This is a genomic window from Flavobacterium sp. B167r, from assembly GCF_056824315.1.
The window spans coordinates 4,214,166-4,237,237 of the sequence record NZ_CP124859.1 but is presented as its reverse complement, the minus strand read 5'-3'; the positions used below and the strand labels follow the sequence as shown (position 1 = coordinate 4,237,237).

17 protein-coding genes are annotated in these 23,072 nt (G+C 33.7%); 6 read left to right on the top strand and 11 right to left on the bottom strand.

The features are described from left to right. Positions 1–102: 102 nt before the first annotated feature. Entirely contained in the window at positions 103–1,149 is a 1,047-nt protein-coding gene (locus QLQ96_RS18830) for a sialidase family protein (protein WP_482492455.1), read from the top strand. Between the two features lie 155 nt (positions 1,150–1,304). After that, positions 1,305–2,258: a M20/M25/M40 family metallo-hydrolase gene (locus tag QLQ96_RS18825; RefSeq protein WP_482492454.1), complete on the top strand. Its 954-nt coding sequence runs from the start codon at positions 1,305–1,307 to the stop codon at positions 2,256–2,258. Between the two features lie 43 nt (positions 2,259–2,301). Here the strand turns inward: QLQ96_RS18825 and QLQ96_RS18820 are convergent, their stop codons facing one another. After that, positions 2,302–2,667, bottom strand: coding sequence for a winged helix-turn-helix transcriptional regulator (locus tag QLQ96_RS18820; protein ID WP_482492453.1), 366 nt, complete (start codon positions 2,665–2,667; stop codon positions 2,302–2,304). 81 nt (positions 2,668–2,748) lie between these two features. Here QLQ96_RS18820 and QLQ96_RS18815 point away from each other — a divergent pair, with 81 nt between their 5' ends. Then, complete coding sequence (locus QLQ96_RS18815) at positions 2,749–3,624, top strand: NmrA family NAD(P)-binding protein (RefSeq protein ID WP_482492452.1); 876 nt, start codon at positions 2,749–2,751, stop codon at positions 3,622–3,624. A gap of 111 nt (positions 3,625–3,735) precedes the next feature. Here QLQ96_RS18815 and QLQ96_RS18810 read toward each other — a convergent pair whose 3' ends face one another. The 6 genes from QLQ96_RS18810 to QLQ96_RS18785 all read right to left on the bottom strand — a co-directional run bounded on the left by QLQ96_RS18810 (position 3,736) and on the right by QLQ96_RS18785 (position 13,561). After that, positions 3,736–5,067 (bottom strand): hypothetical protein, encoded by a 1,332-nt coding sequence (locus QLQ96_RS18810; RefSeq protein WP_482492450.1) that lies wholly within the window; start codon positions 5,065–5,067, stop codon positions 3,736–3,738. Between the two features lie 37 nt (positions 5,068–5,104). Further along, positions 5,105–7,501 (bottom strand): TonB-dependent receptor, encoded by a 2,397-nt coding sequence (locus QLQ96_RS18805; protein ID WP_482492449.1) that lies wholly within the window; start codon positions 7,499–7,501, stop codon positions 5,105–5,107. Between the two features lie 763 nt (positions 7,502–8,264). Next, entirely contained in the window at positions 8,265–9,260 is a 996-nt protein-coding gene (locus QLQ96_RS18800) for an FAD:protein FMN transferase (RefSeq protein WP_482492447.1), read from the bottom strand. A gap of 8 nt (positions 9,261–9,268) precedes the next feature. Continuing rightward, positions 9,269–11,452, bottom strand: coding sequence for a PepSY domain-containing protein (locus QLQ96_RS18795; protein WP_482492445.1), 2,184 nt, complete (start codon positions 11,450–11,452; stop codon positions 9,269–9,271). Between the two features lie 27 nt (positions 11,453–11,479). Further along, positions 11,480–11,962, bottom strand: coding sequence for a DUF2271 domain-containing protein (locus QLQ96_RS18790; protein WP_379698770.1), 483 nt, complete (start codon positions 11,960–11,962; stop codon positions 11,480–11,482). A gap of 108 nt (positions 11,963–12,070) precedes the next feature. Then, positions 12,071–13,561, bottom strand: coding sequence for an ankyrin repeat domain-containing protein (locus QLQ96_RS18785; RefSeq protein WP_482492443.1), 1,491 nt, complete (start codon positions 13,559–13,561; stop codon positions 12,071–12,073). A 790-nt stretch (positions 13,562–14,351) separates the two neighbouring features. On the opposite strand from QLQ96_RS18785, the gene QLQ96_RS18780 reads away from it, so the two are divergent. Next, positions 14,352–15,326: a ribonucleotide-diphosphate reductase subunit beta gene (locus tag QLQ96_RS18780; protein ID WP_482492442.1), complete on the top strand. Its 975-nt coding sequence runs from the start codon at positions 14,352–14,354 to the stop codon at positions 15,324–15,326. Between the two features lie 18 nt (positions 15,327–15,344). Beyond that, on the top strand, positions 15,345–17,042 hold the full coding sequence (locus tag QLQ96_RS18775) for a ribonucleoside-diphosphate reductase subunit alpha (protein WP_482492441.1): 1,698 nt from the start codon (positions 15,345–15,347) through the stop codon (positions 17,040–17,042). 62 nt (positions 17,043–17,104) lie between these two features. Here the strand turns inward: QLQ96_RS18775 and QLQ96_RS18770 are convergent, their stop codons facing one another. From QLQ96_RS18770 to ribB, 3 genes are read right to left on the bottom strand one after another with little or no spacing between them, the layout of a single operon-like run. Then, positions 17,105–18,073 (bottom strand): acyltransferase family protein, encoded by a 969-nt coding sequence (locus QLQ96_RS18770; RefSeq protein ID WP_482492440.1) that lies wholly within the window; start codon positions 18,071–18,073, stop codon positions 17,105–17,107. A gap of 55 nt (positions 18,074–18,128) precedes the next feature. After that, positions 18,129–18,701, bottom strand: a complete 573-nt coding sequence (locus QLQ96_RS18765) for a Crp/Fnr family transcriptional regulator (RefSeq protein WP_482492439.1) — start codon at positions 18,699–18,701, stop codon at positions 18,129–18,131. Continuing rightward, positions 18,702–19,364 (bottom strand): 3,4-dihydroxy-2-butanone-4-phosphate synthase, encoded by a 663-nt coding sequence (ribB, locus tag QLQ96_RS18760; protein WP_482492438.1) that lies wholly within the window; start codon positions 19,362–19,364, stop codon positions 18,702–18,704. 176 nt (positions 19,365–19,540) lie between these two features. On the opposite strand from ribB, the gene QLQ96_RS18755 reads away from it, so the two are divergent. Further along, positions 19,541–21,145, top strand: a complete 1,605-nt coding sequence (locus tag QLQ96_RS18755; RefSeq protein ID WP_482492436.1) for a Na+/H+ antiporter — start codon at positions 19,541–19,543, stop codon at positions 21,143–21,145. A gap of 132 nt (positions 21,146–21,277) precedes the next feature. Here QLQ96_RS18755 and QLQ96_RS18750 read toward each other — a convergent pair whose 3' ends face one another. Further along, on the bottom strand, positions 21,278–23,050 hold the full coding sequence (locus QLQ96_RS18750; RefSeq protein WP_482492435.1) for a MutS-related protein: 1,773 nt from the start codon (positions 23,048–23,050) through the stop codon (positions 21,278–21,280). Positions 23,051–23,072 lie beyond the last annotated feature (22 nt).

Below are 23,072 nucleotides of genomic sequence, written 5' to 3'. Positions count from 1 at the left end.
TTAGGAATAACAAAATTACTTGAACACATAGTCCCGTAGCTTCGGGAATATGTGTTTAATAATTTCAAGCAGTAGGTTAATATTAAATTTTATCAAAATAAAATGATTTTAAAGACAAAATATACTGTAGTGGCTCTATTGGTTTTATTTCTTTTTTCTAATGAAATAAAAGCACAACTGAAGGCCGTAAATATTGAAAGCAGTTATATTGCAGATCCGCCTGTTACAACAAACAGCCACGCGTCGACTTTGGTTGAATACAAACCAAACGAAATTTTAGCAGCTTGGTTTGGCGGAAAATATGAAGGCGCAAAAGATGTCGGAATTTACATTTCGGCTTACAAAGACAAAAAATGGTCGGCACCTAAAAACTTAATTCAGCCATTGATTAAAAAAGGTGATACACTTCCTTGCTGGAATCCGGTATTGTTTAAAAGCAAAAGCGAGAATTTATATTTGTTTTATAAAATTGGAAAAAATCCGAGAGAATGGTTTGGCGCTATGATTGTTTCGAAAGATAACGGAACAACCTGGGGAGAACCGAAATATCTTCCAGAAGGATTTTTAGGTCCAATTCGAAATAAACCAATTGAAACTTCTCCTGGCGTAATTTTATGCGGAAGCAGTACAGAAAGTGTCAACACAGACGAATGGCGAGTACATGTTGAAGAATATACAGAAGCAACAGATTCTTGGAAGAAAATAGCGGTAGAAAACAATCAGAATTTTGATGTCATTCAGCCAACATTTTTAATTCATGGCAAGAGCGATATTCAGATGCTGTCTAGAAGCAAACACAATAAAGTGGTTTCGAGCTGGTCGGGAGACAACGGGAAAAGCTGGATTAGAACGAATACCATAAATGTCATCAATTCGAATTCTGGTATTGATGCTTTGACAGTCAACAAAAACTTATTTTTACTAGTTAATAATCCGCTTCCAATCGGGAAAGACTGGTTCAACGGAAGAAATATCTTGGATGTAGAATATTCTCAAGATGGCCTTAAATGGACTAAATTATTCGATTTAGAAAAACAGGAAAAAGGAGAGTTCAGTTACCCTGCGATAATCCAGACCACAGATAAAAAAATACACGTACTGTATACTTATGATCGAAAATATATCAAACATACTTCTTTTGATTTATAATCTTCGAGTAAATAAACTCAGTTAAAACGGATTCACTTCATGAAAGGCAGATTTGTACTGACTTTATAAAAAATAATCAAGAAAAAATCCGTTTTTACCGCTTCTTTGCAAAGCAAATCTGTATCATCCGTGTCTGATTTATAGATTAAACAATTATGAAACTAAAACTCCTCATTGCAACTATTTTCTTTTACTGCACTTTAGTGAATGCACAAATGGCGCAGACTTTTTATAAACACGATAAATATCTTTCGTCTGATAAATTAGAAGGCCGTTTTCCGGGAACTAAAGGAAATAACGAAGCAGCAGCTTATATTCAGAAGTATTTTAAAAAATATGGTTTAAAAGAATTCAATAATTCTTATTATCAGCCATTCCATCTTTTTGTCAAAGAAGGCATTAATAAAATGAAATCTGATTCTGTGGCAACGCAGAATGTTGTAGGTTATATCGAAGGTTCAGATTCTAATTTGAAAAACGAATACATTGTAATCGGAGCGCATTACGATCATTGGGGGTGGGGCGGACAAGGTTCTGGAAGTAAAAGGAAAGAAGCTTTTGCCATTCATAACGGAGCAGATGATAATGCTTCTGGAGTATCGGCTTTGTTGTGCATTTTAGAAGAAGTTTCGAAATTGAAAGTGAAACCCAAAAGAAGCATAATTTTTATTTCGTTTAGCGGAGAAGAAGAAGGATTGCTGGGTTCAAAATATTTCATTAATCATTTACCAGTTCCAAAAGAAGCTGTAAAAGTTATGCTGAATATGGATATGGTCGGAAGATTAAATGATAAAAAAGAGCTTTATATGGGCGGAGCAGGAACTTTTCCAAACGGAGTAGAATTAATGAAGAAACTGCAACAAAACAGCGGATTAAATCCGATTGTATTTGCAGGCGATGTTGGAGGTTCAGATCACGTTTCTTTCTACAAAGATTCAATTTCAGCAGTTGGTTTTCATACAGGCGGGCATCCGCAATACCACACGCCAGACGACGACATTGAACTGATTAATTCAGAAGGAGGAGCATTGGTTGCAAAATATATTTTTAATGCCCTCACACAGATTGCCAATTACGAAGAAAAACTGTTTTTTATTAAACAGAATTAAAAATAAATTAGTTAGTTTTTGCTTGAGCAAGACGGTGTTCTATTTAGATGTTATAGACGCCGTCTTTCACTTTAAAAGCCCATGAAGCCATGGCATCGATAACAGGAAGCAGACCAGTTCCTGCATTACTTAATTTATAGGTTACAAATGGCGGCACAACAGGTTTTGCTTCTCGAATTACCAATCCGTCTGCCTCTAATTGTTTTAAATGCTGAATAAGCATTTTTTCTGTTACAGCCGGAATTGCTCTTTTCAATTCGCTGTAACGTTTATCTCCAGTCGATAAATGATATAAAATTATAGGTTTCCAGTAGCCTCCAATTTTCTCCATAACAAAAGTTACGGGACATTTTTCCAAAGCATACTGCTTGTTTTCCTGAATAGTAGACGATTCTTTAATTGCTGTCATGATACATACTTTAGAGTAAGTACTTGTGTAAAAGTAAGTACAAAGATACCTTTGTCTTGTTAAATAAAAAAACATTTTAAGATGAAAATTATAATTACAGGTTCATTAGGAAATATAGGAAAGCCTTTAGCGGTACAATTAGTAAAATCGGGACACGATGTAACCGTTGTTAGCAGTAATGCGGATCGTAAAAACGCAATCGAAAATTTAGGAGCAAAAGCCGCAATCGGATCAGTTAGCGATACCGATTTTCTTTCTCGAACTTTTGCAGGTGCAGACGCTCTTTTTGCAATGACACCTCCAAATATGGGTGGAATAAATATCATTAAAAACACTACAGATGCTGGTGACGCTTTCGCGAAAGCAATCCAAACAGCCAACATTAAAAGAGTAGTAATGCTAAGCAGCATTGGAGCCGATTTGCCGACAGGAAACGGACCAATTGCAGGTTTGCATAATATTGAGAAGATTTACGAGAAATTGGATATTTCTATTACGTTTTTAAGAGCGGGATATTTCTACATTAATTTCTTCAACGATATCCCAATGATAAAAGGAGCGGGAATAATGGGGGCCAATTTTCCAGCATCAAATCGCATTCCGTTAGTACATCCTGAAGATATTGCGGTGGCTGCGGCAGAAGAATTACAGAAAACTCAGGAAGGGAAAAACATTCGCTATATCATTAGTGATGTAAAAACACCTTCAGAAATTGTTAAAGCTTTCGGAGCTGCAATTGACAAACCAGAACTTCCTTGGATCGAATTTACAGACGAGCAATATTTAGGGGGAATGACACAAGCAGGAGTTCCAGAAGAAATGGCTGGTTTGTACACCGAAATGGGATCAGGTTTGCGCAATGAAACTATCGCAGCCGATTTCTTAAACCATGATGGTAAAGTTGAAGGTAAAATCAAATTGGAAGATTTTGCTAAAGAATTTGCTTCAAAATTCTAATCATAAAAGCAAACATTCCGCTTACTACGAATAGAAGCGGAATGTTCCAATTTTAAAAAAAAAATCTCAAAATGAGAATTGTTCACAGACTGTTTTCACAGTCCGTATTTCTTAGAATACCCCGATGTAGTGGTTTCCTGGTTTGTTTACCAATTTGGCACCTTTAGTAACTTTTCCAGAAGGAATATCAATTACATAAATGTTACCGTCTTTTCCAACTGGAGTAACAGCGACATAGAAGTTGTTTCCATCAACAACAAAACCTTGATATTGTCCAAAATCTAAATCAGCGTCGTAGTCAATACCTTCAACTTTTTGAGCCGTTCTTGTGTTTAAATCTAATCTAGCTAAGTAGCCTTGGTTAGTTCCTTCAAAAGTATATACAGCATAAGCGATTCCGTTTCCAGCATATCTCCAAGCATCAATGTAACTTCCTTTAACTCCCAAAGCCGTATCTAAACTAAATACATAATTATCATCGTATTGATTGTTTTGGTCAATTTTCAAAATATAAGAACCTTTTTGAGTATCTCTTTGTGTAGCTTGGTAAATGTTTCCATCAGTAGCCACAAAACTGTTAAAACTTCTGTATCCGCTAGTATCTCCAAAGCCAACTTTTGAAGTAATTACAACTGGATTTTCTAAAGAAGGATAATCAACAACTACAGATTTTGAACCTAAACGTGTAAATGAACTTTCATTTTTTGAAGGATCAGCTAGATTTGTTTTACGCATCCATGTTCCGATAATTAATTTGTTTCCTGCTTTGTTTAATGTTGGAGCATCCAAACGGAAAATGTGGTGTCCTTGCGCTTCTTCCTCAGCAGTTAAAGCAATATCGTATTGTTTGTAAGCTGAGATTAAAGTATTCTGCATGTCTAAAGATAATACAGTAGCTTTTCCTCTTGTATTTTTGTATGACTTGTCTTCGTTTATATTAACAATCGGAGTAGCCACGTTTACTGCAACACCAGTTTTATCACCATCAAAAAGTTTTACCCATCTTGGAGAAGTACCAGCATATTGCGAAATATTTACTTTTGCCTGAGATTCTGCAAAATTGCTTCCGCCGTTTACTTTGTATGTCATAAATTCACCACCATTCGCACCTGTATAAGTGATATTGAAAAGTGTGTTTCCGTCTACAGAAGATTGCAAACGAGCCGTTCTGCTAGATTGTACAGGCGAACCATTATCGTAAACGTTTACAGAAAAGTTAGGGTCAATAGCATTTTCTTTGCTGATTGCGTAAACTTTTGTGCCGCCATTTCCATCACCTGGATCGGTCTGCATTACTGCTCCAGCTACGGTAATCCAACGGCCATCTGTCACTGGGTTAACTGGTTCTGAATTTTTGTTATCGTCGCTGCTGCAAGCCGTAGTCAATGCAAGTGCACCAAGAAGTAGGCTAGAGGTAAATAATTTAAATGTGTTTTTTTTCATTTTTATAGCATTTAAAAATTAGTTATTTATTGAATGATTAAAATTTATTTAAGGTATAGTTGATTTTTAGATAAAAGGCTCTTCCTGGTTTTTGAGCTGCGAAATTGTCATAAACCTGTTCGTCAAAAACATTTCGAGCATCAAAACTTACTGTGAATTGTTTGTTCGGAAAAACATAGCTCAAACCTAAATCTTGAGGAAATTGTGCTGTAGTTGTATCAGTTTCTAACCACGAAGTATAAAACGGTGCTACATAACCACAGTAGTAATACAGATTCAATTCTGATTTGCTTTGAATTACATTTCTAAAGTTGTACTGAAGATTGGCATTTAAATTAAAGAAAGGTTCATTCGGAAGCTGTTTGTTATAATTCGGCAGAATGTTTCCGTTTTTATCGTATTTGTCTTTAAACAGCGAATTGAATTTGGAAAGATTCATCCCAGCAAAAAAGCGGTTATGATAAGAATATTGGAAAGAAGCTTCAAAACCAACAGATTGTGCTTTTCCTAAATTCACAAACGGAGAAGCCTGGATTGCCTCATTTACACGATCACTAATTTGGCGAACAATTTTATCTTCAGTATTTCTCCAAAAAGCATTTCCTGAAACCGTAAGCTTATGATTATTCATTTCATACGGACCAAAACGAAGACCTGCATTGAAGTTATTGCTCTGTTCTGGTTTTAATCCAGAATTGCTAATGATATTTTCTCCAGGATTACCAAATATTTCATTTTCTGAAGGCAATCTAATAGCTTTTTCAGCAGAAGCCATAACCATTACTTTTGGAAGAATAGAATAAGAAGCAGCCATTCCGTAACCTGTATAATTTGTTCTTTTAGAAGTAACGACTTCTCTTACGACATTCTGACCATTTTCAGTTACAACTTGCGGATCTCTCTGTTCATTTTTCAAGTTGTAATTTTTGACAAAAAGATTCGTCCTTAATCGAGATTGAAATGCTATCATTTCATAAGCGAATGAAGAAACAGTTTTAGCTAAATCTCTTGTGATAACAAAATTTCGTGTAATTTCTGGTTGCATTTCATCAAAATCATTTCTATCCAGAATATAAGTCATAGCATTGACAAGCACTTTATGATTTTCGGTAATCGAATAACTTAAACCTGCTCGAGTATTAAAAATATCCGACCTCATATGATTGATAGTTGCTGCGCCTTGTTGCGCTCCAGTATTAGTCAAAATAGGCTGGCCATATAGACCAAGCGCTTTTTCGCCATTCCAATTGTAATTCCATTTTACAGTATCATTGATCACGTCGTTTCTATGGCTGTAAACGGTAATAAGAGAAAAATCAAGATTCTTAATTAGAAAGTCTTTTTTGCTGTAATTCAGACTAAAAACATTCGCAGCAGATTCGTTAAAACGTCCCTTGTAAGGTTTAGTCATGTATTGTCCGTGCTGAATCTGGTTGTAATCCTGAGAACCATTGTAACTGATAAGAAGATTGTCTGCCCAATCTACATTGGTAAAACCAGCTTCCAATCTTCCTCCAAAAGATCGGTACATGCTTTCAAATCGCTTAGCGCGAATGTATTCGTAACGCCCGTTTGGTGCGATATTGTAAACCCATTTTCCCCAAACTTCATAATCATTGTCAGAGTAATTCTGAAATGCATTTGCTTTAACTGTAAATCCGTTTTTATCTCTGAAAGAAGCATTAACATTCGATTGTACAGTATTGAATGAACCATAAGAAACAGAAGCATTTAAACTGTTTTTAGCACCTTTTTTCAAAACCACATTAATGGCTCCTCCAAGAGAATCATCGGCTAAATAAGCTGGAACAACTCCTTTAAAAACTTCAATTCTTTCAATTAAAGCGGGCGGTATACTATTCAAGCTAAAAGACGCTCCATAAGTTTGAATTGGAACACCATCAATAAAAATTCGAATCGCATTTCCAGACATTCCATTGATATTATAAGTAACTGCAGAGCCTAATCCTCCATTTTGTCTGATTCTAACACCACCAGAACGGTCTAATAAATCATTGGTTTGCAAATTTCTTTTTGCCGCTTCTTGCGTTTCAATCACATTAACTGCAAATCCTTTTTCTATAATATCTTTTTTGAAGGTCTTTTTCTCAATTTTTACTTCTTTAAGCGCTTTCGGATCTGTTATTTTTTCTAATGCAATATTGATCTGATGTAACGGACGATTAACAGAAATATTCACTGTTTTTGGTTTAGCCTCCATAGAAGAAATTTCTAAGTTGTAGCTTCCGTAAGCCAAACCTTTTATTTCAAATTGGCCATCATTATCGACTACAACATATTTCTTTGTTCCTGAAATTTGAACCGACGCTCCAAAAGCAGTTTCGTTATTTGTAAAATAGACTTTTCCTGTAATTTTTCCAGTCTGTGACCAAGCTGTAATGGTAAATAAAAATAGTAGTATAGTTGTTCTCATATTGAGTCTGCGTGTAAAGTGGTGCAAACTTATATGATAATTTAAATTTAATCTAAATAAAACAATTAGAAGATTATTAGAATTGTCATGAAGGCTCTAATGTTATTTTAATGCAATTTTAAATTGTGAAAAGTGAAATGTAAGATGCGAATTTGTGTTTTACTTTCTGCTATTTTTATCCTCCTGAGCGAAGTCGAAGGATATGCGCAAAGTATTTTATTGCCAATGAAAATGAAATAATCTCGCAATCCCGATAAGGAATCAGAAGCAAGGCGATAAAGCTTATTTTGAGTTGCCTTCAGCTTTAGCTGGAGATTATTTTATAGCACAAATAAAAAGGCTTTAGCCGAACAGAAGTTTGGCTAAAGCCTCCACATATCTTTTATTTTAAACCTCCAGCTAAAGCTGAAGGCAATTCAGGAATTAAAAAAGGTATATAAACATAGCCCAAGGTTTCAACCTTGGGAACGCAAAGGAATTAACAATATGTTGCCACAAAAACGTTTCCCAAGGTTGAAAGCTTGGGCTATGTTTTAATCTTTTACGTCTTTTTTATCATTTCGACGAAAGGAGAAATCACACAAGAGATTCCACTTGGTATGTCGCCAATCTTTGTCGAATTACTAGTGTGATTTCTCCTTTCGTCGAAATGACAAAAAAAATTAAACTTTGCGCCTTAGCGCCTTTGCGATATTAAAAAAGGATTTATAACTTCGTTGAGAAAGACAAAGAATGGTACAATTAACAATTCACCATTAACAATTTACAATTCATAAGCAAAGTTTTGAGACTTAACAATTTTCCCTTTATCAGTAATCATTACACAGCTGTAATCAGGAAATTTTTGAAGTAAAAGTAAGCCTTCTTTCTGTCCTAAAACCATCATAGAAGTACTCAATCCGTTGGCGGTTTCAGCGTTTGGACCAAAAACGGTTACGCTGCATAAACCAGTTGCAGGATAACCAGTTGCAGGATTTATAATATGCGAATAACGTTTTCCATTAAAAACAACAAACTTTTCATAACTGCCAGAAGTAGTTACAGCGCCTTCTTTTAGCGGAACAGCAGCCAAAATCTTTTCAGGCATAAACGGATTTGTAATTCCGATTTTCCAATCTTTTCCGTTGGGTTGTTTTCCCCAAGTGCTCATGTCTCCAGAACCATTTATAATTCCATCTTGAACACCTTTTGCAATCATCATGGCGCGGCATTTATCGGTTGCATAACCTTCGCCTAAAGCGCCAAAACCAATTTTCATTCCTTTTAATCTCAAGAAAATAGTCGATGCTGTGCTGTCTAAAATAATGTTTTTGTATCCAACTTTCTCCACCGATTTTTTTATGGCTTCCGCCGAAGGCATTTCGGTCATCGAACCGTCAAATTTCCAAATGCGATCTAAAGCAGCAAAACTAACGTCAAATCCACCGTTTGTAATTTCAGAAAGTTTAATCGCTCTTTGTGCCAATTTGAAAACTTCTAGATCTACTTTTATGGGTTTTATTCCAGCATTCTGATTGACTTCAGAAACTTGCGAATCTGGTTTCCAATCGGAGATTAAATTTTCAATTCGGGCGATTTCTCCAATTACAATATCAATATTTTGCTCTGCCGAAATCGAATCTTTATCGACAATGCTAATATCAAAACGTCCGCCCATAAGCAAAGTTGTTCTTTTTCGTAATACTTGCGAATGCGCTGATAAACAGCAAGTAATTGCGAAAAGAAATAAAATTTTATGATAGCAAGACTTGATTGACATATTGTTTTCTAATAACAGTCCGTTAAAAATTGTTTGTTGGCTTTGTATTCTTCAAGGGTTTTTAATCCTTTTGAAATGCATAATTCACTTAAAATAGCTTCGACATCTTTTTGCATCGCAAGCGAACCGCAAATCATAACAACACCGCCTTTTTTAAATAAATTCGTAAAGAATGAGGAATCTCTTTTAATCAAATCCATCACATAAATATGTTCTGCTTCACGCGATAGCGCCACATGAAAATTATCCAAATATTCTTTCTGAATCATTATGGCAGCAAACTTTTTATAAGCCATTAAAGTTGGCGTTTCCATTCTAAATCCGCTGTAGAGATGAAGTTCTTGTTTTGCTTTGTTTTGTTCGATCATTCCTAAGAAAGGAGCAATTCCCGTTCCGTTAGAAATAAAAGCTACTTTTTTCGCTTTTTTTGGAAGATGGAAAGCTGGATTTTTTACAATTTGAGCTTTTATGACATTTCCAGGTTCTAAAGCATTCAAAAAGCCAGAACCTAATCCGTTTGGATGAAGTTTTACAACTAACTGAATGTTTCCAGAATGATTTCCGATCGAGTAGAGGCGTTCTCTAGAATCGTTGGCAGGATAAATGGCCAATAAATCTCCAGAACTAAATTTAGTTCTTGAATTTGCTCTTAAAGTCAAAATAAAAGTATGTTCGGTTTCAGAAATTGGCGTTTTATCCAAAACCATTAATTTTTGCAAACCTTTCGGAACATGATTGTATAATGATGGAGTTGTTGCCAACGGAATTCCCGTTTTTTCGCTCCATAATTTTACCCATTCCACAAACTCAACAGCCGATTTATCATTTACAGTCTGCAAATCTAAATAACGATCTGCCCATTTTTGTTTTCCTAAAAGCTGGTCAATTTCAATTGCAAATTGGCAAAAATCTGGATATGATTTAGAACCAAAACCAACCACAGAGAACTTAATATTCTGATTTTGATTTTGTCTTTCTAATAAAGTTTTGAATTGCGTTCCGTTTGAAGGCGCGTCTCCTAAACCATGAGTGGACGTAAAAATAATAATATGTTCTGCTTTCGGATAAGCAGTATATTTATTCAATTCGCTGACAAAAACTTTTTGCCCGTGATTGATTAATTGTTTCTGAATCGAATTAGCAAATCGGAACGAACTTCCATTTTCTGAACCAACCAAAAGAATAAAAGTACTTTCGCTAGCTTTAAATTTATTCTTAATTCGGCTTGATCTTCTTTTTAAAGTAATCGCGAAACCAGAATAAATAAAGAATAAAATATTGATGCAGGCAATGGCTAAAATAATTGCCCAAATTCCGTTGATTCTTCCCGTATGGAGATCTAAGCTTAATGCCGCAAATTGAGTTCTCATTGGCGAAAGCTTCTCAGAAATTACAGCCCCTGTAACCTGATTGACTTCAACTTCTCTGTCTTTCAATTCAATAATGTAAAACTCTTCAGGATCATCCGTAAAAGGAAACTCGATTTTCTTTACATCAGATAATAAAGTAGTATTGAAAATTGAAGTTGTCTGCGCTTTCTCTGAAAGTTCTGTTTTTACAGGTTTTGCTTTTTCTTCGCCCATAAAAAAGTTGAATCTTTCTAGGGATAAATAAGTTCCTGTAAGTGAAATAATCAAAATCGGAATTAAAGCCAATCTTCCTAAAAGCACATGATAATATTGTGCAAAGTATTCTTTGATTATTTTAGAAAAGAAATTTCGGATACCGCGTTGTCTTTTTACAACTAGCACGAAACCTGAAATTGATATTAATAACAAGCAAAAAGAAATTACACCCACAAAAAAACGTCCTGCTTTATGAAGAAACAGCGAACGGTGCAAACTTGTAATCCAATTGATGAATCCGGTTTTCTTTTGAGGAGTTCCTAATGCTTTTCCAGTTTTTGGATCAATGTATGCTTTAACGTCATTTCCTTCAGCATCAATAGCTTGAAGCGTCACAAACTGATTGTAATCGACGCTTAATTCTGTAATTTCAGAATACTCTTTCTTTAAAATCGGCAACGTTTCGCCTAAAGTTATTTTATTGAAATCTTCTGCCTTGTACGGAAGTGTTTTTTCCTGAACTGCATCGACTGCCAGAATGATTCCTGTTACCGAAGCCAAAAGCAAAAAAATAGAAGAAAATAAGGCCAAAGCCAAGTGCGCGTAACGCCAAAAAGAAAGAGTCATTGAGTGTATTCTAGAAATGTAATCAGATTATATTTTGCTTAATCTTACGTATTTGATGTAACCTTTACCATCAGTTTTATCTGCAAGACCTTCAGTTGTAAGCGGAATTTCAAGATCGCTTACATAATATTTCTGATCTTCTACAGCAGACTCAAAACGTAATTTGTAACCTTTATTTATTTTAGAATTTTCGATTTCGATAGTAGTTACACTACGATCACCGCCCGTTACAGAAGCTCCAGTTTTTGCACTAATATCCTCTGATTTTGCAGTGTGAAATTTATTCCATTCTTTTAAAGATTTGTACCATTTTTTGTCATCGCCCATTACATAAAGCGTTTTTTCGTATTCATTAGCCGAATTAACTAAAGAAACAACGATGTAAGCACCTTCTCCCATATAATTGTTCATTTGTAGCATAATCTTGTATTTGCTTGATTGCGCTTGAGATTGAAAAGAAACTAGGAAGATAAAAGCGCTTGTAAGAGCAATTTTTAATATTGATTTCATAAAATTTATTTGTATTGATTGGTAATTTAAATTCTAAAATTCAAATTCCAAATCCCAAAAATAGACTTTGGAATTTGGAATTTCAAATATTGATTATTAATTAATTGTTTATTTTAAAAATTCAACAGAAACGTTGTTTTTAGTTAAAAGGTCATTTTCTTTCGCTAAAGCGTAAGCCGTTTCGTCAAACTCTGTGCTGATATCTTTTTTAGCTCCAACAGAAACTAAGTATTTTAAAATAGCATCATCTTTAGAAGTCATTGCAGCTCTGTGTAAAGCAGTTAAGCCATCTTTGTTTTTTGCGTTGATGTCAGCTTTTAAATCAGTGATTTTTTTAAGTAACGAAACATCATTTTTAGTAATCGCTAAATGATATAAAGTGTTTCCGTCTTTTTGAGGAGCTGCAAGGTTTAACCCTTTGTCTTGAAGTAATTTAGCTTTAGCATCAAAAGGATCTGTAGCCGCTTTTTCTCTTCCAGCAGGACGATAAGATTGTACTAAATAAATGCCTAAATTATTTCCGTCTTTGTCTTTTACGTTTACATCTGCACCTTTCGTTAAAAGTAAATTTACAGCTTCTGGAGATCCGTTTCTAACTGCAAAAGTCAAAGCAGATTCTCCTTTTAAATTTTGAACGTTTATGTTTTTTACAGAAGGAAGAAATAATTCTAAAACAGCAGTTTCTCTAGCTCCAGCTGCTACCATAACTGGCGTATTTCCTTCTTTATCAGCTTTGTTTATATCAACACCTTTTCCTAAAAAATATTTAATGATTTCAGTTTGATTTGGTTTTCCAGCCAAAAAGTGGAATACATTTTGTCCGGTTTTATTTTGAGCAGTCGCTTTAATTTTTACTTCTTCAACCAAATATTTATAAGTTTCCAAAGTGTTCGTTTCTCTACGACTTCCTTGTGCTGCAAATAAAAGAGCGTTATCTGTTGGTTTAATTCCTTTTTCTAAAAGTTTCTTTAAAAGAGAAATATTTCCAGATCTTGCAGCGTAAGTAAAAGCAGTATTTCCGTCATTATCCACATCTTTTAAAGACATTCCTTTCGTAGAAAAATATTCAGCAGCTTTTAAATCCTTATCAGATGCAATCGCTAAAAGTAAAAGGTTAGCGCCATTCGCATATTTTTTTGTCGGATTAAGTCCAGCTTTAAAGAAAGCATCGTACATCGCGGCATCTGACTGACCGTTTGAAGCCGCAAAATCAGCAGGAGCAGTTCCGTGGCTGTCTTCAAAATTTACATCAGAACCTTTACCAATTAAATATTGTACTAATTCTGTATTTCCTCTATAGGCAGCCCAGTGCAAATAAATACGATTATCGTGAGTTAATTTTGTGATTGAATTTCCAGGTTGCTCAACTAAAAATTTGATTGTTGCAAAAGGAGCGTCATTATTAATAGCTAAAGTTGTAACATCAAATGCATTTGCATTAGCTTCAGCTGGATTATTTCCTTTTGAGATTTCTGCTTGAACCGTTTCAATAGTTGGAGAAGTTTTCCAGAAAGCAGCATCTAGCAATGCGTTTTTTTGCTGAGCATTTACAAATAAAGTCGCAGCAAATGCAAAAGAAACAAAAAGATTCTTTTTCATATTTCGATAATTTATAGTTATTGAATTGTACAAGATTATATTTATTTTTTGGGAATATTTTATTCTATTTAGAATAAATAAAAATAAAGACAAATGTAAAAATTAATATTCTTAAACCAAGAATAATTTGCTCTAAAAAGGGAATTTGACGGTATTTTACTAAAAATTAAGAATCCCTTAAGCCAATTTTAATTTTGTTTTAATTCGGCTCGTTTTTCTAAATTGAAAAATGATTTCAGAATGTTTTTTCTCTTTTAGAGATATAATAAGAGTAAAAGCCAAAAAATGTTGCAATGCTTCGTTTCTGAAGTGCTGATTTTACTAAGATTTCTTGATTTTTTAGTAATTTTAAAAATGCAAATATCTGGTTTTTAATTTGTTATGAAGTTTAAACAACTGTTAATTGTTTAGAATGATTATGAATAACTAGCGTTTTTTTGCTTTGAAATTCTCTTTCAGATTTCTCATTCTTAAAAATGAATGTTGATAACTGTTTTCGTTTTTGACCTCAAAAAGCGCTTTTTTTCATGTTGATAACTTCGCATTATTTTTAGGGAAACTACTAGCTTATTGTAAATTACAGATTATTATTTTCATGTTGATAAAATTAAAAAAACAGCGATTTTTTAGAGTTTGAAAACTGTTGATAATTGAGCTGATTTTTAACATCAAAAACTGGACAAAAGAAGAACTGTGGGTTAAATTTGTATTTATAGAAATCACGCTAAATACTCCCCAAAATAAGCGCTCGAATTTCTATTTCAAAATAGTCACTTAAAACTCTATATATATGTCAATTTTTGATAAAAGAATCAATTATAAACCTTTTGAATATCCTGAGGTTCTGCAATTTACCGAAGCAATTAATAAAGCTTATTGGGTACACACTGAAGTAGATTTTACTGCCGATACGCAAGACTTTCATGCGCATTTGGATTTGGCAGAAAAAACAGCAATCAAAAATAGTTTGTTGGCAATTGCACAGATTGAGGTAGCTGTAAAAAGTTTTTGGGGTAATATATATGAGCATTTTCCAAAACCAGAATTCAACGGATTAGGAACTACTTTTGCGGAATGTGAATTCAGACATTCTGAAGCTTATTCTCGTTTGTTGGAAGTTTTAGGATATAATGATGAATTTGAAAAACTTTTGGATGTTCCTGTAATCCGCAGACGTGTAGATTATCTTTCGAATGTATTGAAAGACACAAAATCTCAAGACAACAGAAAATACATGGTTTCGCTGATTTTGTTCAGTATTTTGATTGAAAACGTTTCTCTTTTCAGCCAATTTGCCATTTTGTTGTCGTTCACAAGATTCAAAGGATATATGAAGAATGTGAGCAATATTATTGCTTGGACTTCAATCGATGAGCAGATTCACGCAAATGGCGGAATTTATATCATTAATAAAATCCTTGAAGAATTCCCTGAATATTTTGATGCAGAAACTTTAGAATTAATTAGAGAAACCGTTAGAGAATCAATAACAGTTGAAGCTGATATTTTAGATTGGATTTTTGAAAACGGAGCAATTGAAACGATAAATAAAGAAGATTTGGTAAACTTCATGAAATTTAGAATTGATGAAAGTTTGAAACAAATCAATATCGAAACAATTTTTAATGTTTCTCCAGAAGAATATTCAAAAATGACTTGGTTTGAAGAAGAAGTTTTTGCAAACAGTTTAGATGATTTCTTTGCGAAACGTCCGGTAGAATATACAAAACACGATAAGAGTATCACAGCAAACGATCTTTTCTAATACAAGCCCATAATACATATGAATACGATAGACACAAACTCAGCAAATACCAATTTTGAACCACAAAACGACAGTAAAATGTGGTGGAAAAATTCTGAAAGTGAGCAGATTTTAAACCGCGGTTATCTTTTAAAGGGAGAAACGGTTGAAGGAGCAATCGATAGAATTTGTACCGCTGCAGCTAAAAGGTTGTACAAACCAGAATTGAAAGAATCTTTCATGGAAATGATCGAAAGAGGCTGGATGAGTATCAGTTCGCCAGTTTGGGCAAATATGGGAACAGAAAGAGGGTTGCCAATTTCTTGTTTTAATGTGCACGTTCCGGATAAAATTGAAGGAATTACGCATAAGCTTGGAGAAGTAATCATGCAAACTAAAATTGGAGGTGGAACTTCTGGTTATTTTGGTGAATTGCGCGAACGCGGAAGTGCTGTAACAGACAACGGAAAGAGTAGTGGAGCGGTAAGTTTTATGAAACTTTTCGACACTGCTATGGATACCATTTCTCAAGGTGGAGTTCGTCGTGGCGCGTTTGCCGCTTATTTGGATGTTGATCATCCAGATATTGAAGAGTTCTTGAAAATTAAAAGTATCGGAAATCCAATTCAGAATTTGTTTACTGGAATCTGTGTGCCAGATTACTGGATGCAGGAAATGATTGATGGTGATGCAGAAAAAAGACAAGTTTGGGCTAAAGTTTTAGAAAGCCGTCAGCAAAAAGGTTTGCCTTATATTTTCTTTAGTGATAATGTAAATAAAAATAAACCGCAAGTTTATAAAGATCAGAACCTAAGAATCAATGCGAGTAATTTGTGCAGTGAGATTATGCTTCCGTCAACTCATGATGAATCGTTTATCTGCTGTTTGTCTTCTATGAATTTAGAATTATACGAAGAATGGAAAGACACTGAAGCGGTTAAATTAGCGATCTTTTTCTTAGATGCTGTTTTGCAAGAATTCATCGAAAAAACAGAAGGCAACTATTATCTTTCTGCAGCGAATAAATTTGCTAAAAGACACCGTGCTTTAGGTTTAGGTGTTTTAGGATGGCATTCTTATTTACAGAAAAACATGATTCCGTTTGAAGGAATGGAAGCTAAAATGAAAACAACAGAGATTTTCAAACATATTAGCGACAAAGCCGATAAAGCAAGTCAGGAATTGGCTAGAATTTACGGAGAACCAGAATTGTTAAAAGGTTACGGAAGACGTAATACTACAACTATGGCAATTGCTCCAACAACATCTTCTTCTGCAATTTTAGGACAAACTTCGCCAGGAATTGAGCCTTTCAGCAGTAATTATTACAAAGCTGGATTGAGCAAAGGTAATTTCATGCGTAAAAATAAATACCTTAAAAAATTGCTTGAAGAAAAAGGTCTGGATAACGAAGAAGTTTGGAGAGGAATTATGCTTAACGGAGGAAGTGTTCAACACATGGAGCAATTGACTCAGGAAGAAAAAGATGTTTTCAAAACATTTAAAGAAATCAGTCAATTAGAAATTGTACAGCAAGCAGGAATTCGTCAGAAATTTGTAGATCAAGGACAAAGTTTAAATCTTAATATTCCAGCAGAATTGGCAATTAAAGATGTTAACCGTTTAATGATCGAAGCATGGCAGCAAGGAGTGAAAAGTTTGTACTACCAAAGAAGCCAAAGTGTTTCAAAGGAATTAGTAACAAGTCTTGTTTCTTGCAGTAGTTGCGAATCATAAAAAATCAAAAAGCCGAATCAATTGAGATTCGGCTTTTTTTATAGTATAAAAAAATCTATGGGTTATAGATTTCCGTTTAAGATATTAGAAAGTTTAGGTAAATATTTTTCTAAAAATATTGCAAGAGCTATTAGGATGATAAAACCGACAATTGGAGAAAACATCATGATATAATCAGAATAGAGAGGAATTATTTTATTAAGATTTTGTGACATTAAGAAATAGATTGCTGGATGATATAAATAGATAAAAAGCGAATATTTTCTTCCCCATTCTGAAAATCTATTTTCGGGTAGATTTATTTTAGAAGCAAAAAGAAACAAAGGAATTGAACTAATTATTGTTCCAATTAAAAATTGGTGCTTGATTTTCGGATAATTAAAAAGCTTTAAAAAGAGTTCTGTTTCAAAATATTGGATAGCAAAACCAATTAAAATCAGTCCAATTAATAATTTATTGCTTACTTGATAAGTATGTTTTTTTGAAGCAATAATTCCGATATACATAAAGGGAATTGATAATACAAATCTAACCGAAAAAAAGCCCACACTTTTATGAAAGAATTGGTCATATGAATCGATTAACAATGCAGCGAGTAATATACAAACCGAAATGTAAGGAAGTATTTTGTTTTTTTTAATGAAATGTAAATACCAAATTACAATATAGCCTGTTAATAATGACCCCACAAACCATAGGTGAGGCTGAATGCCAACTAATAAATCGGCAATATTTTTAGGCATACTTTTAGTCTTAAAACATATTGGGAGGTAAATTATGGAAGACACCAATATGATAGAAATTAACTGACTTATATTTTTTTGTATTCTCTTAAAATCAAGATCGTTGTGTTCAATTTTTGGACCTAAGAAAAAGCCAGATGTGAGGAAAAAAAATGGAACGGCCCAACGCGAAAATAATTTTAAATTAGCAACATATTCGTAGTTTAAGCTTCCGTACGATGCATGAATACACATTACTGCCAGTGCTCCAATGAGTCTAAATAAATCAATTCCGTTTTTTCTATCCATATTTTTTGAAGTAGATAATAAATAAAATTTTCGATGCAAATAAAGAGTATTTTATCTAAACTTTCGACTTCAATCGACTCAAAGTTTCCTGAGAAATATTAATATAGGAAGCCACAATTTTATTAGGCAATCTTTTTACAATCGCAGAATTTATTTTCAAAAGCTGATTATATCTCTCCAAAGCATCCATCGTTGTAAAAGACATTAAACGATTAGCATTATTCACATAAGCTTTCTCCAAATAATTGCTGTAAAACGTTCTCCATTCCGGAATAATTTTCATTAAATGATTAAAATCTTCGTGTGAAATACTTAGCAATTCAGATTTTTCAACAACTTGAATATTTTCTGCGGCTGGCATTTTGGTAATAAAACTGACTAAAGCCATAGCAAACTGATTTTCAAAAGCAATGTATCGAGTTGCATCTTTTCCTTCTTCATTAATAAAAAAGATTCTCAAACAGCCTTTAGCAACAAAAAATGTCTCTTGGCTGACTTGGCCTTGCGCAAGCAAAATCTCATTTTTTTCCTTTTTTACAAATTTAAAATAGGAAAGAATGGTTTCTAAATCTTCATCAGAAACGTTAATGCTTTTTCGAATGGAATTGCCAAGCTGTTCGTATATCATTTAATTATAATCTCTAACGAATTTGCGGTAGTAAATAATATCCTCAATTGATAAAACCACCAAATCGTGTTCTTGTGCAAAGCTAATAATTTTGTCTAGTTTCGCCATGCTTCCGTCTTCGTTCATCAATTCGCAAAGAACGGCTTCGGGTTGTAAATCAGCCAATTTCATTAAATCTACACTTCCTTCAGTATGACCATTTCTTCCTAAAACACCTTTGTCATTAGCTCTAAGCGGAAAAATATGTCCAGGTCTTGCCAAATCTTCTGGTTTTGCATTCGTTGCAATCGCTGTTTTTATAGTTGTAATTCGATCTTTTGCAGAAACGCCTGTTGTAACTCCATTTTTTGCTTCAATAGTAATTGTAAAGGGAGTTTGAAAACTGCTGGTATTTTCTTTTACCATGTATGGAAGTTCCAATTCGTCAGCTTTTTGATTAGTTAAACAAAGGCAGACAATTCCGCTGCATTCGCGAATCATTGAAGCCATATTCTGAACGTTCATATGATGAGCAGAAAATATAAGATCACCTTCGTTTTCTCGGTTTTCGTCATCAGTCACCAAAACACCTTTTCCATTTTTAAGCTGTTCTAAAGCATTTTCAACACGTTCTTTGCTCGAAACTCCAAATTGCACCAACGGACTTAATTCTGTAATTATCATAAAAGCTTTTTTAGAAATAATAAGAAGCAAATCTAAAATTGTTTGAAACCAAAAAGTTTGACATAAGTCAATAAATCAGAATTCTATTTTTTTAAGGTTAATCTAATTTAGTTGTCATAAAATCTTAATTTAGTACCCAAATTCTATAATCCAAAATCTAATAAATACCACTTCAAATGGATAATATTACCGTTATTATAATGCTGCTTTTTGGCGTCGCTTTTCTTAGCCTTGTTAGTAAAAGATATAATTTCCCGATTCCAATTGTTTTGGTTTTATGTGGTGTTGTGATTAGTGTTGTTCCAGGACTTCCTGTGATTGCTTTGAGTCCAGAAATCGTGTTTATTGTGTTTTTACCGCCACTTTTGTATCATGCTGCGTGGCATACAAGCTGGTCAGATTTTAAGCAATCTATTCGACCGATCACTTTTGCTGCTGTTGGTTTGGTCTTTTTTACGACAGGATTAGTTGCTGTTTTTGCGCATTGGCTTATAGATGATATGTCTTGGCCGTTAGCTTTTTTGCTTGGTGCAATTGTTTCGCCTCCCGATGCGGTTTCTGCAACAGCAATTACGAAAGGTTTAGGACTTAATCCGCGATTAATTGCGATTCTAGAAGGAGAAAGTTTAGTAAATGATGCTAGTGGTCTTGTGGCGTACAAATATGCTCTTACGGCGATTACTGCAGGAAATTTTGTTTTGTGGCAAGCTGGATTAAATTTTGTTTTAATGTCTGTTCTAGGTATCGCAATTGGTTTAGCTGTTGGTTATATCATGTTTTATATCCATAAAAGATTTGTCTGTGACGATATTATCGAAGTAACGCTTACTCTATTAACACCATTTGCTTCTTATCTAATTGCGGAGCATTTTGAAGGGTCGGGGGTTTTGGCTGTAGTAACAACAGGTCTTTTTCTGGCAGCGAGATCGGGAACGATTTTTTCTCATGAAAGCCGAATCATGACCAATACGATTTGGGACGTTTTAAACAACATTCTAAATGGGTTAATCTTTATTTTAATCGGACTACAATTAAGACAAATTATTGAAGGAATCAGTAATTACTCTGGAAATTCTTTATTTATTTGGGGAGCGGTTATAAGTGTTGTAGTTATTTTAGTTCGTTTTTTATGGGTAATTCCAGCTACAATGCTCCCGAGAATAATCAGCAAGAAGGTTCGTGAAAAAGAAGATTTTGATTATCGAAATATGATCATTTTTGGCTGGTCAGGAATGCGTGGCGTGGTTTCTATGGCTGCAGCTTTGGCGCTTCCGCTAATGTTGAATAAAACAGAAGAATTTCCGCTTCGAAATTTAATTATATACTTAGTTTTCTGCGTTATTCTTTCGACTTTGGTTATCCAAGGTCTTACGCTTCCTTGGCTTATTAAGAAGCTGAAAATCGAGCGTTATTCGATTCTCGCTGAAGAATATGATATTAGAAATGTAATTGTTTCAGAAACTATCGCGCACATAGAAGATAATTTTTCATTATTGAACGATGAATTGCTTCATAATATAAAAAGTAAATATGAAGTAAAATTCAATCGTCTCCAAAAAACCGAACTTCCTTCTAATTTCTTCGGAAACGGTAAACTTCTTGGCGGTGAAATTTTTAATGATTTCACTAAAATTCAAATCGATTTGCTGAATGTCGAAAGATCAAAACTAGAATCTATGCACAAATTAGGTTCTGTAAATGAAGAAATATTTCGTAAAATAGAGAAAGAACTTGACTTGGAAGAAACTCGTTTATGGATGGAAATGTATGAAGAAAATTAATTAATTGTAAATTCCAAAAACCAGAAGTTATTCGGCTTTGTCAAAGTTTTAAACTTTGACAAAGCTTTTTTTTACGTCTCATATTTCACTTTTCATATCAACCATTAACAAAAAACTATCAACTATCAACCATTAAATAACTCCCATTTTCTGCATTAAAAACGTTGCGCTTTTGTTTTTGCAGATTCCGTTTCTAAGTTTATAATCGAAGTGTAAATCGTTATTTTGAATTTCAACTTCGAAACATTGATTGGTTAAAATTTCAGGATATTCATTTGTAGTAAGACAAACTTCAATATCATGTGTGGCGATTGCGCCGATAGCTTTTTTAGAAATTATTTTCTTTACAACTTCAATTGTTCCATTTCGTTTATCATCCGAATTTGTGCCTCTCAAAATCTCATCTAATAAAACGAAAGCAGGCTGATTATCAAGTGCATCCATGATCTGTTTTAAACGTTTAATTTCAGCAAAAAAGTAAGATTCTGAATCTGATAAAGAATCAGATAATCTCATTGAAACTAATACTGAAAGTGGATGGACTTTAGCTTCTGATGCACAAACAACTGAGCCAATTCCACTAAGCACCATATTGATTCCTAAGCTTCTCAAAAACGTACTTTTACCCGACATGTTCGAACCAGTTAAAATCACAAAAGATTGCGGGTGAAATTGAGTGTTATTTCCAATTCTTGTTGCAGGATTAAGTAACGGGTGACTTAGATTTTTGAATTCTATTTTATATTCTGAATTGATTTCAGGGAAAACAAAATCTTCATTGTTGTAGGCTAAATTCGCCAAGCTGTTTAGAGTTTCTATTTCGCCAATGATAGAAATCCAATGATTCATTTCAGAAGCATAATCTTCTTTCCATTTTAAAAGCGCTCTTAAAACATGAAGATTAAATAAGAATGTTCCGTTGAATAATGTTGCTGTTACAAAGTTACTTATCGTATCCATTCGAGAAAATAACTCAGAAAGCTGTTTTAAATGCTGGCTTGCTTTAGCGTTCTTAAAATTAAGCTGTTCCTGTAAATGAGTTAGTTTTTTAGATTGAAAAGACTCTTTTTCAATTTTTTCAATCAATAAACTATATTGTTTTATGATCGTATGGACGTTATCTGCTTTTGCTATTTCAGATTGAATTCTTTTTACCGATCTTCCTAAAACAATTAAATTGGCAATGAAAATATACGTTAAATAAGAAAGTATAATCGTTTTTGAGGTAATAAAATAAGCTGCTAGAAACCCGAAAAATGTTATAGGCAGAATAAATGATAATGCAACTAAAGCTTTAGATAGTGAATTGTTTTTAAAAGAATTCCAATGTTTTATGGCTTCGTAAGAAGATTTTGAATCCTCGCTAATTATAGCAAGCGCTTGAAATTCTTGTCTCCAATCGATTTTATTTTTTAATTCGTTTACAGCTTCTTGATTTTCTAAAATTTCAGCTTCAGGAAGAGTATGAAGCAGTAATTCTGCAAGTGTTTTTTTTCCGATGAAAGAAGCAGTTCTGTTAAGATTTTGAAACAAAGAATGCTCTCCAAAAATATCCAAATCGTACGCATACGGATGATGAAAATCGATAAATTCAGCTCCATTTTCAAAAGGAGTTTTTTCTCTTTTTAAGAAAGCAATTTCGTTCTGATTAATTTTTACCAGTGTTTCTGCCAGTAATCTTTGAAACGAAATGCGAGAATGCATTTTCATTAAAAAAATAAAACCAGCAAAAGATAAAACAGCTAGAGTGACATAAAGCATTTCGTTTGTTTTGATGTAATAAAACATAAAAAACAAGAAAAGAAAAATACTTAATAACCTCAAAAGGCTTATGCTGTTGTATTTTTTGTTGGTTTTATTATAGCGTTCTGAGTATTTTGTAACGTTGTCTAAATATGCTTTCATTCTGATAGTTTGCTTGAAATAC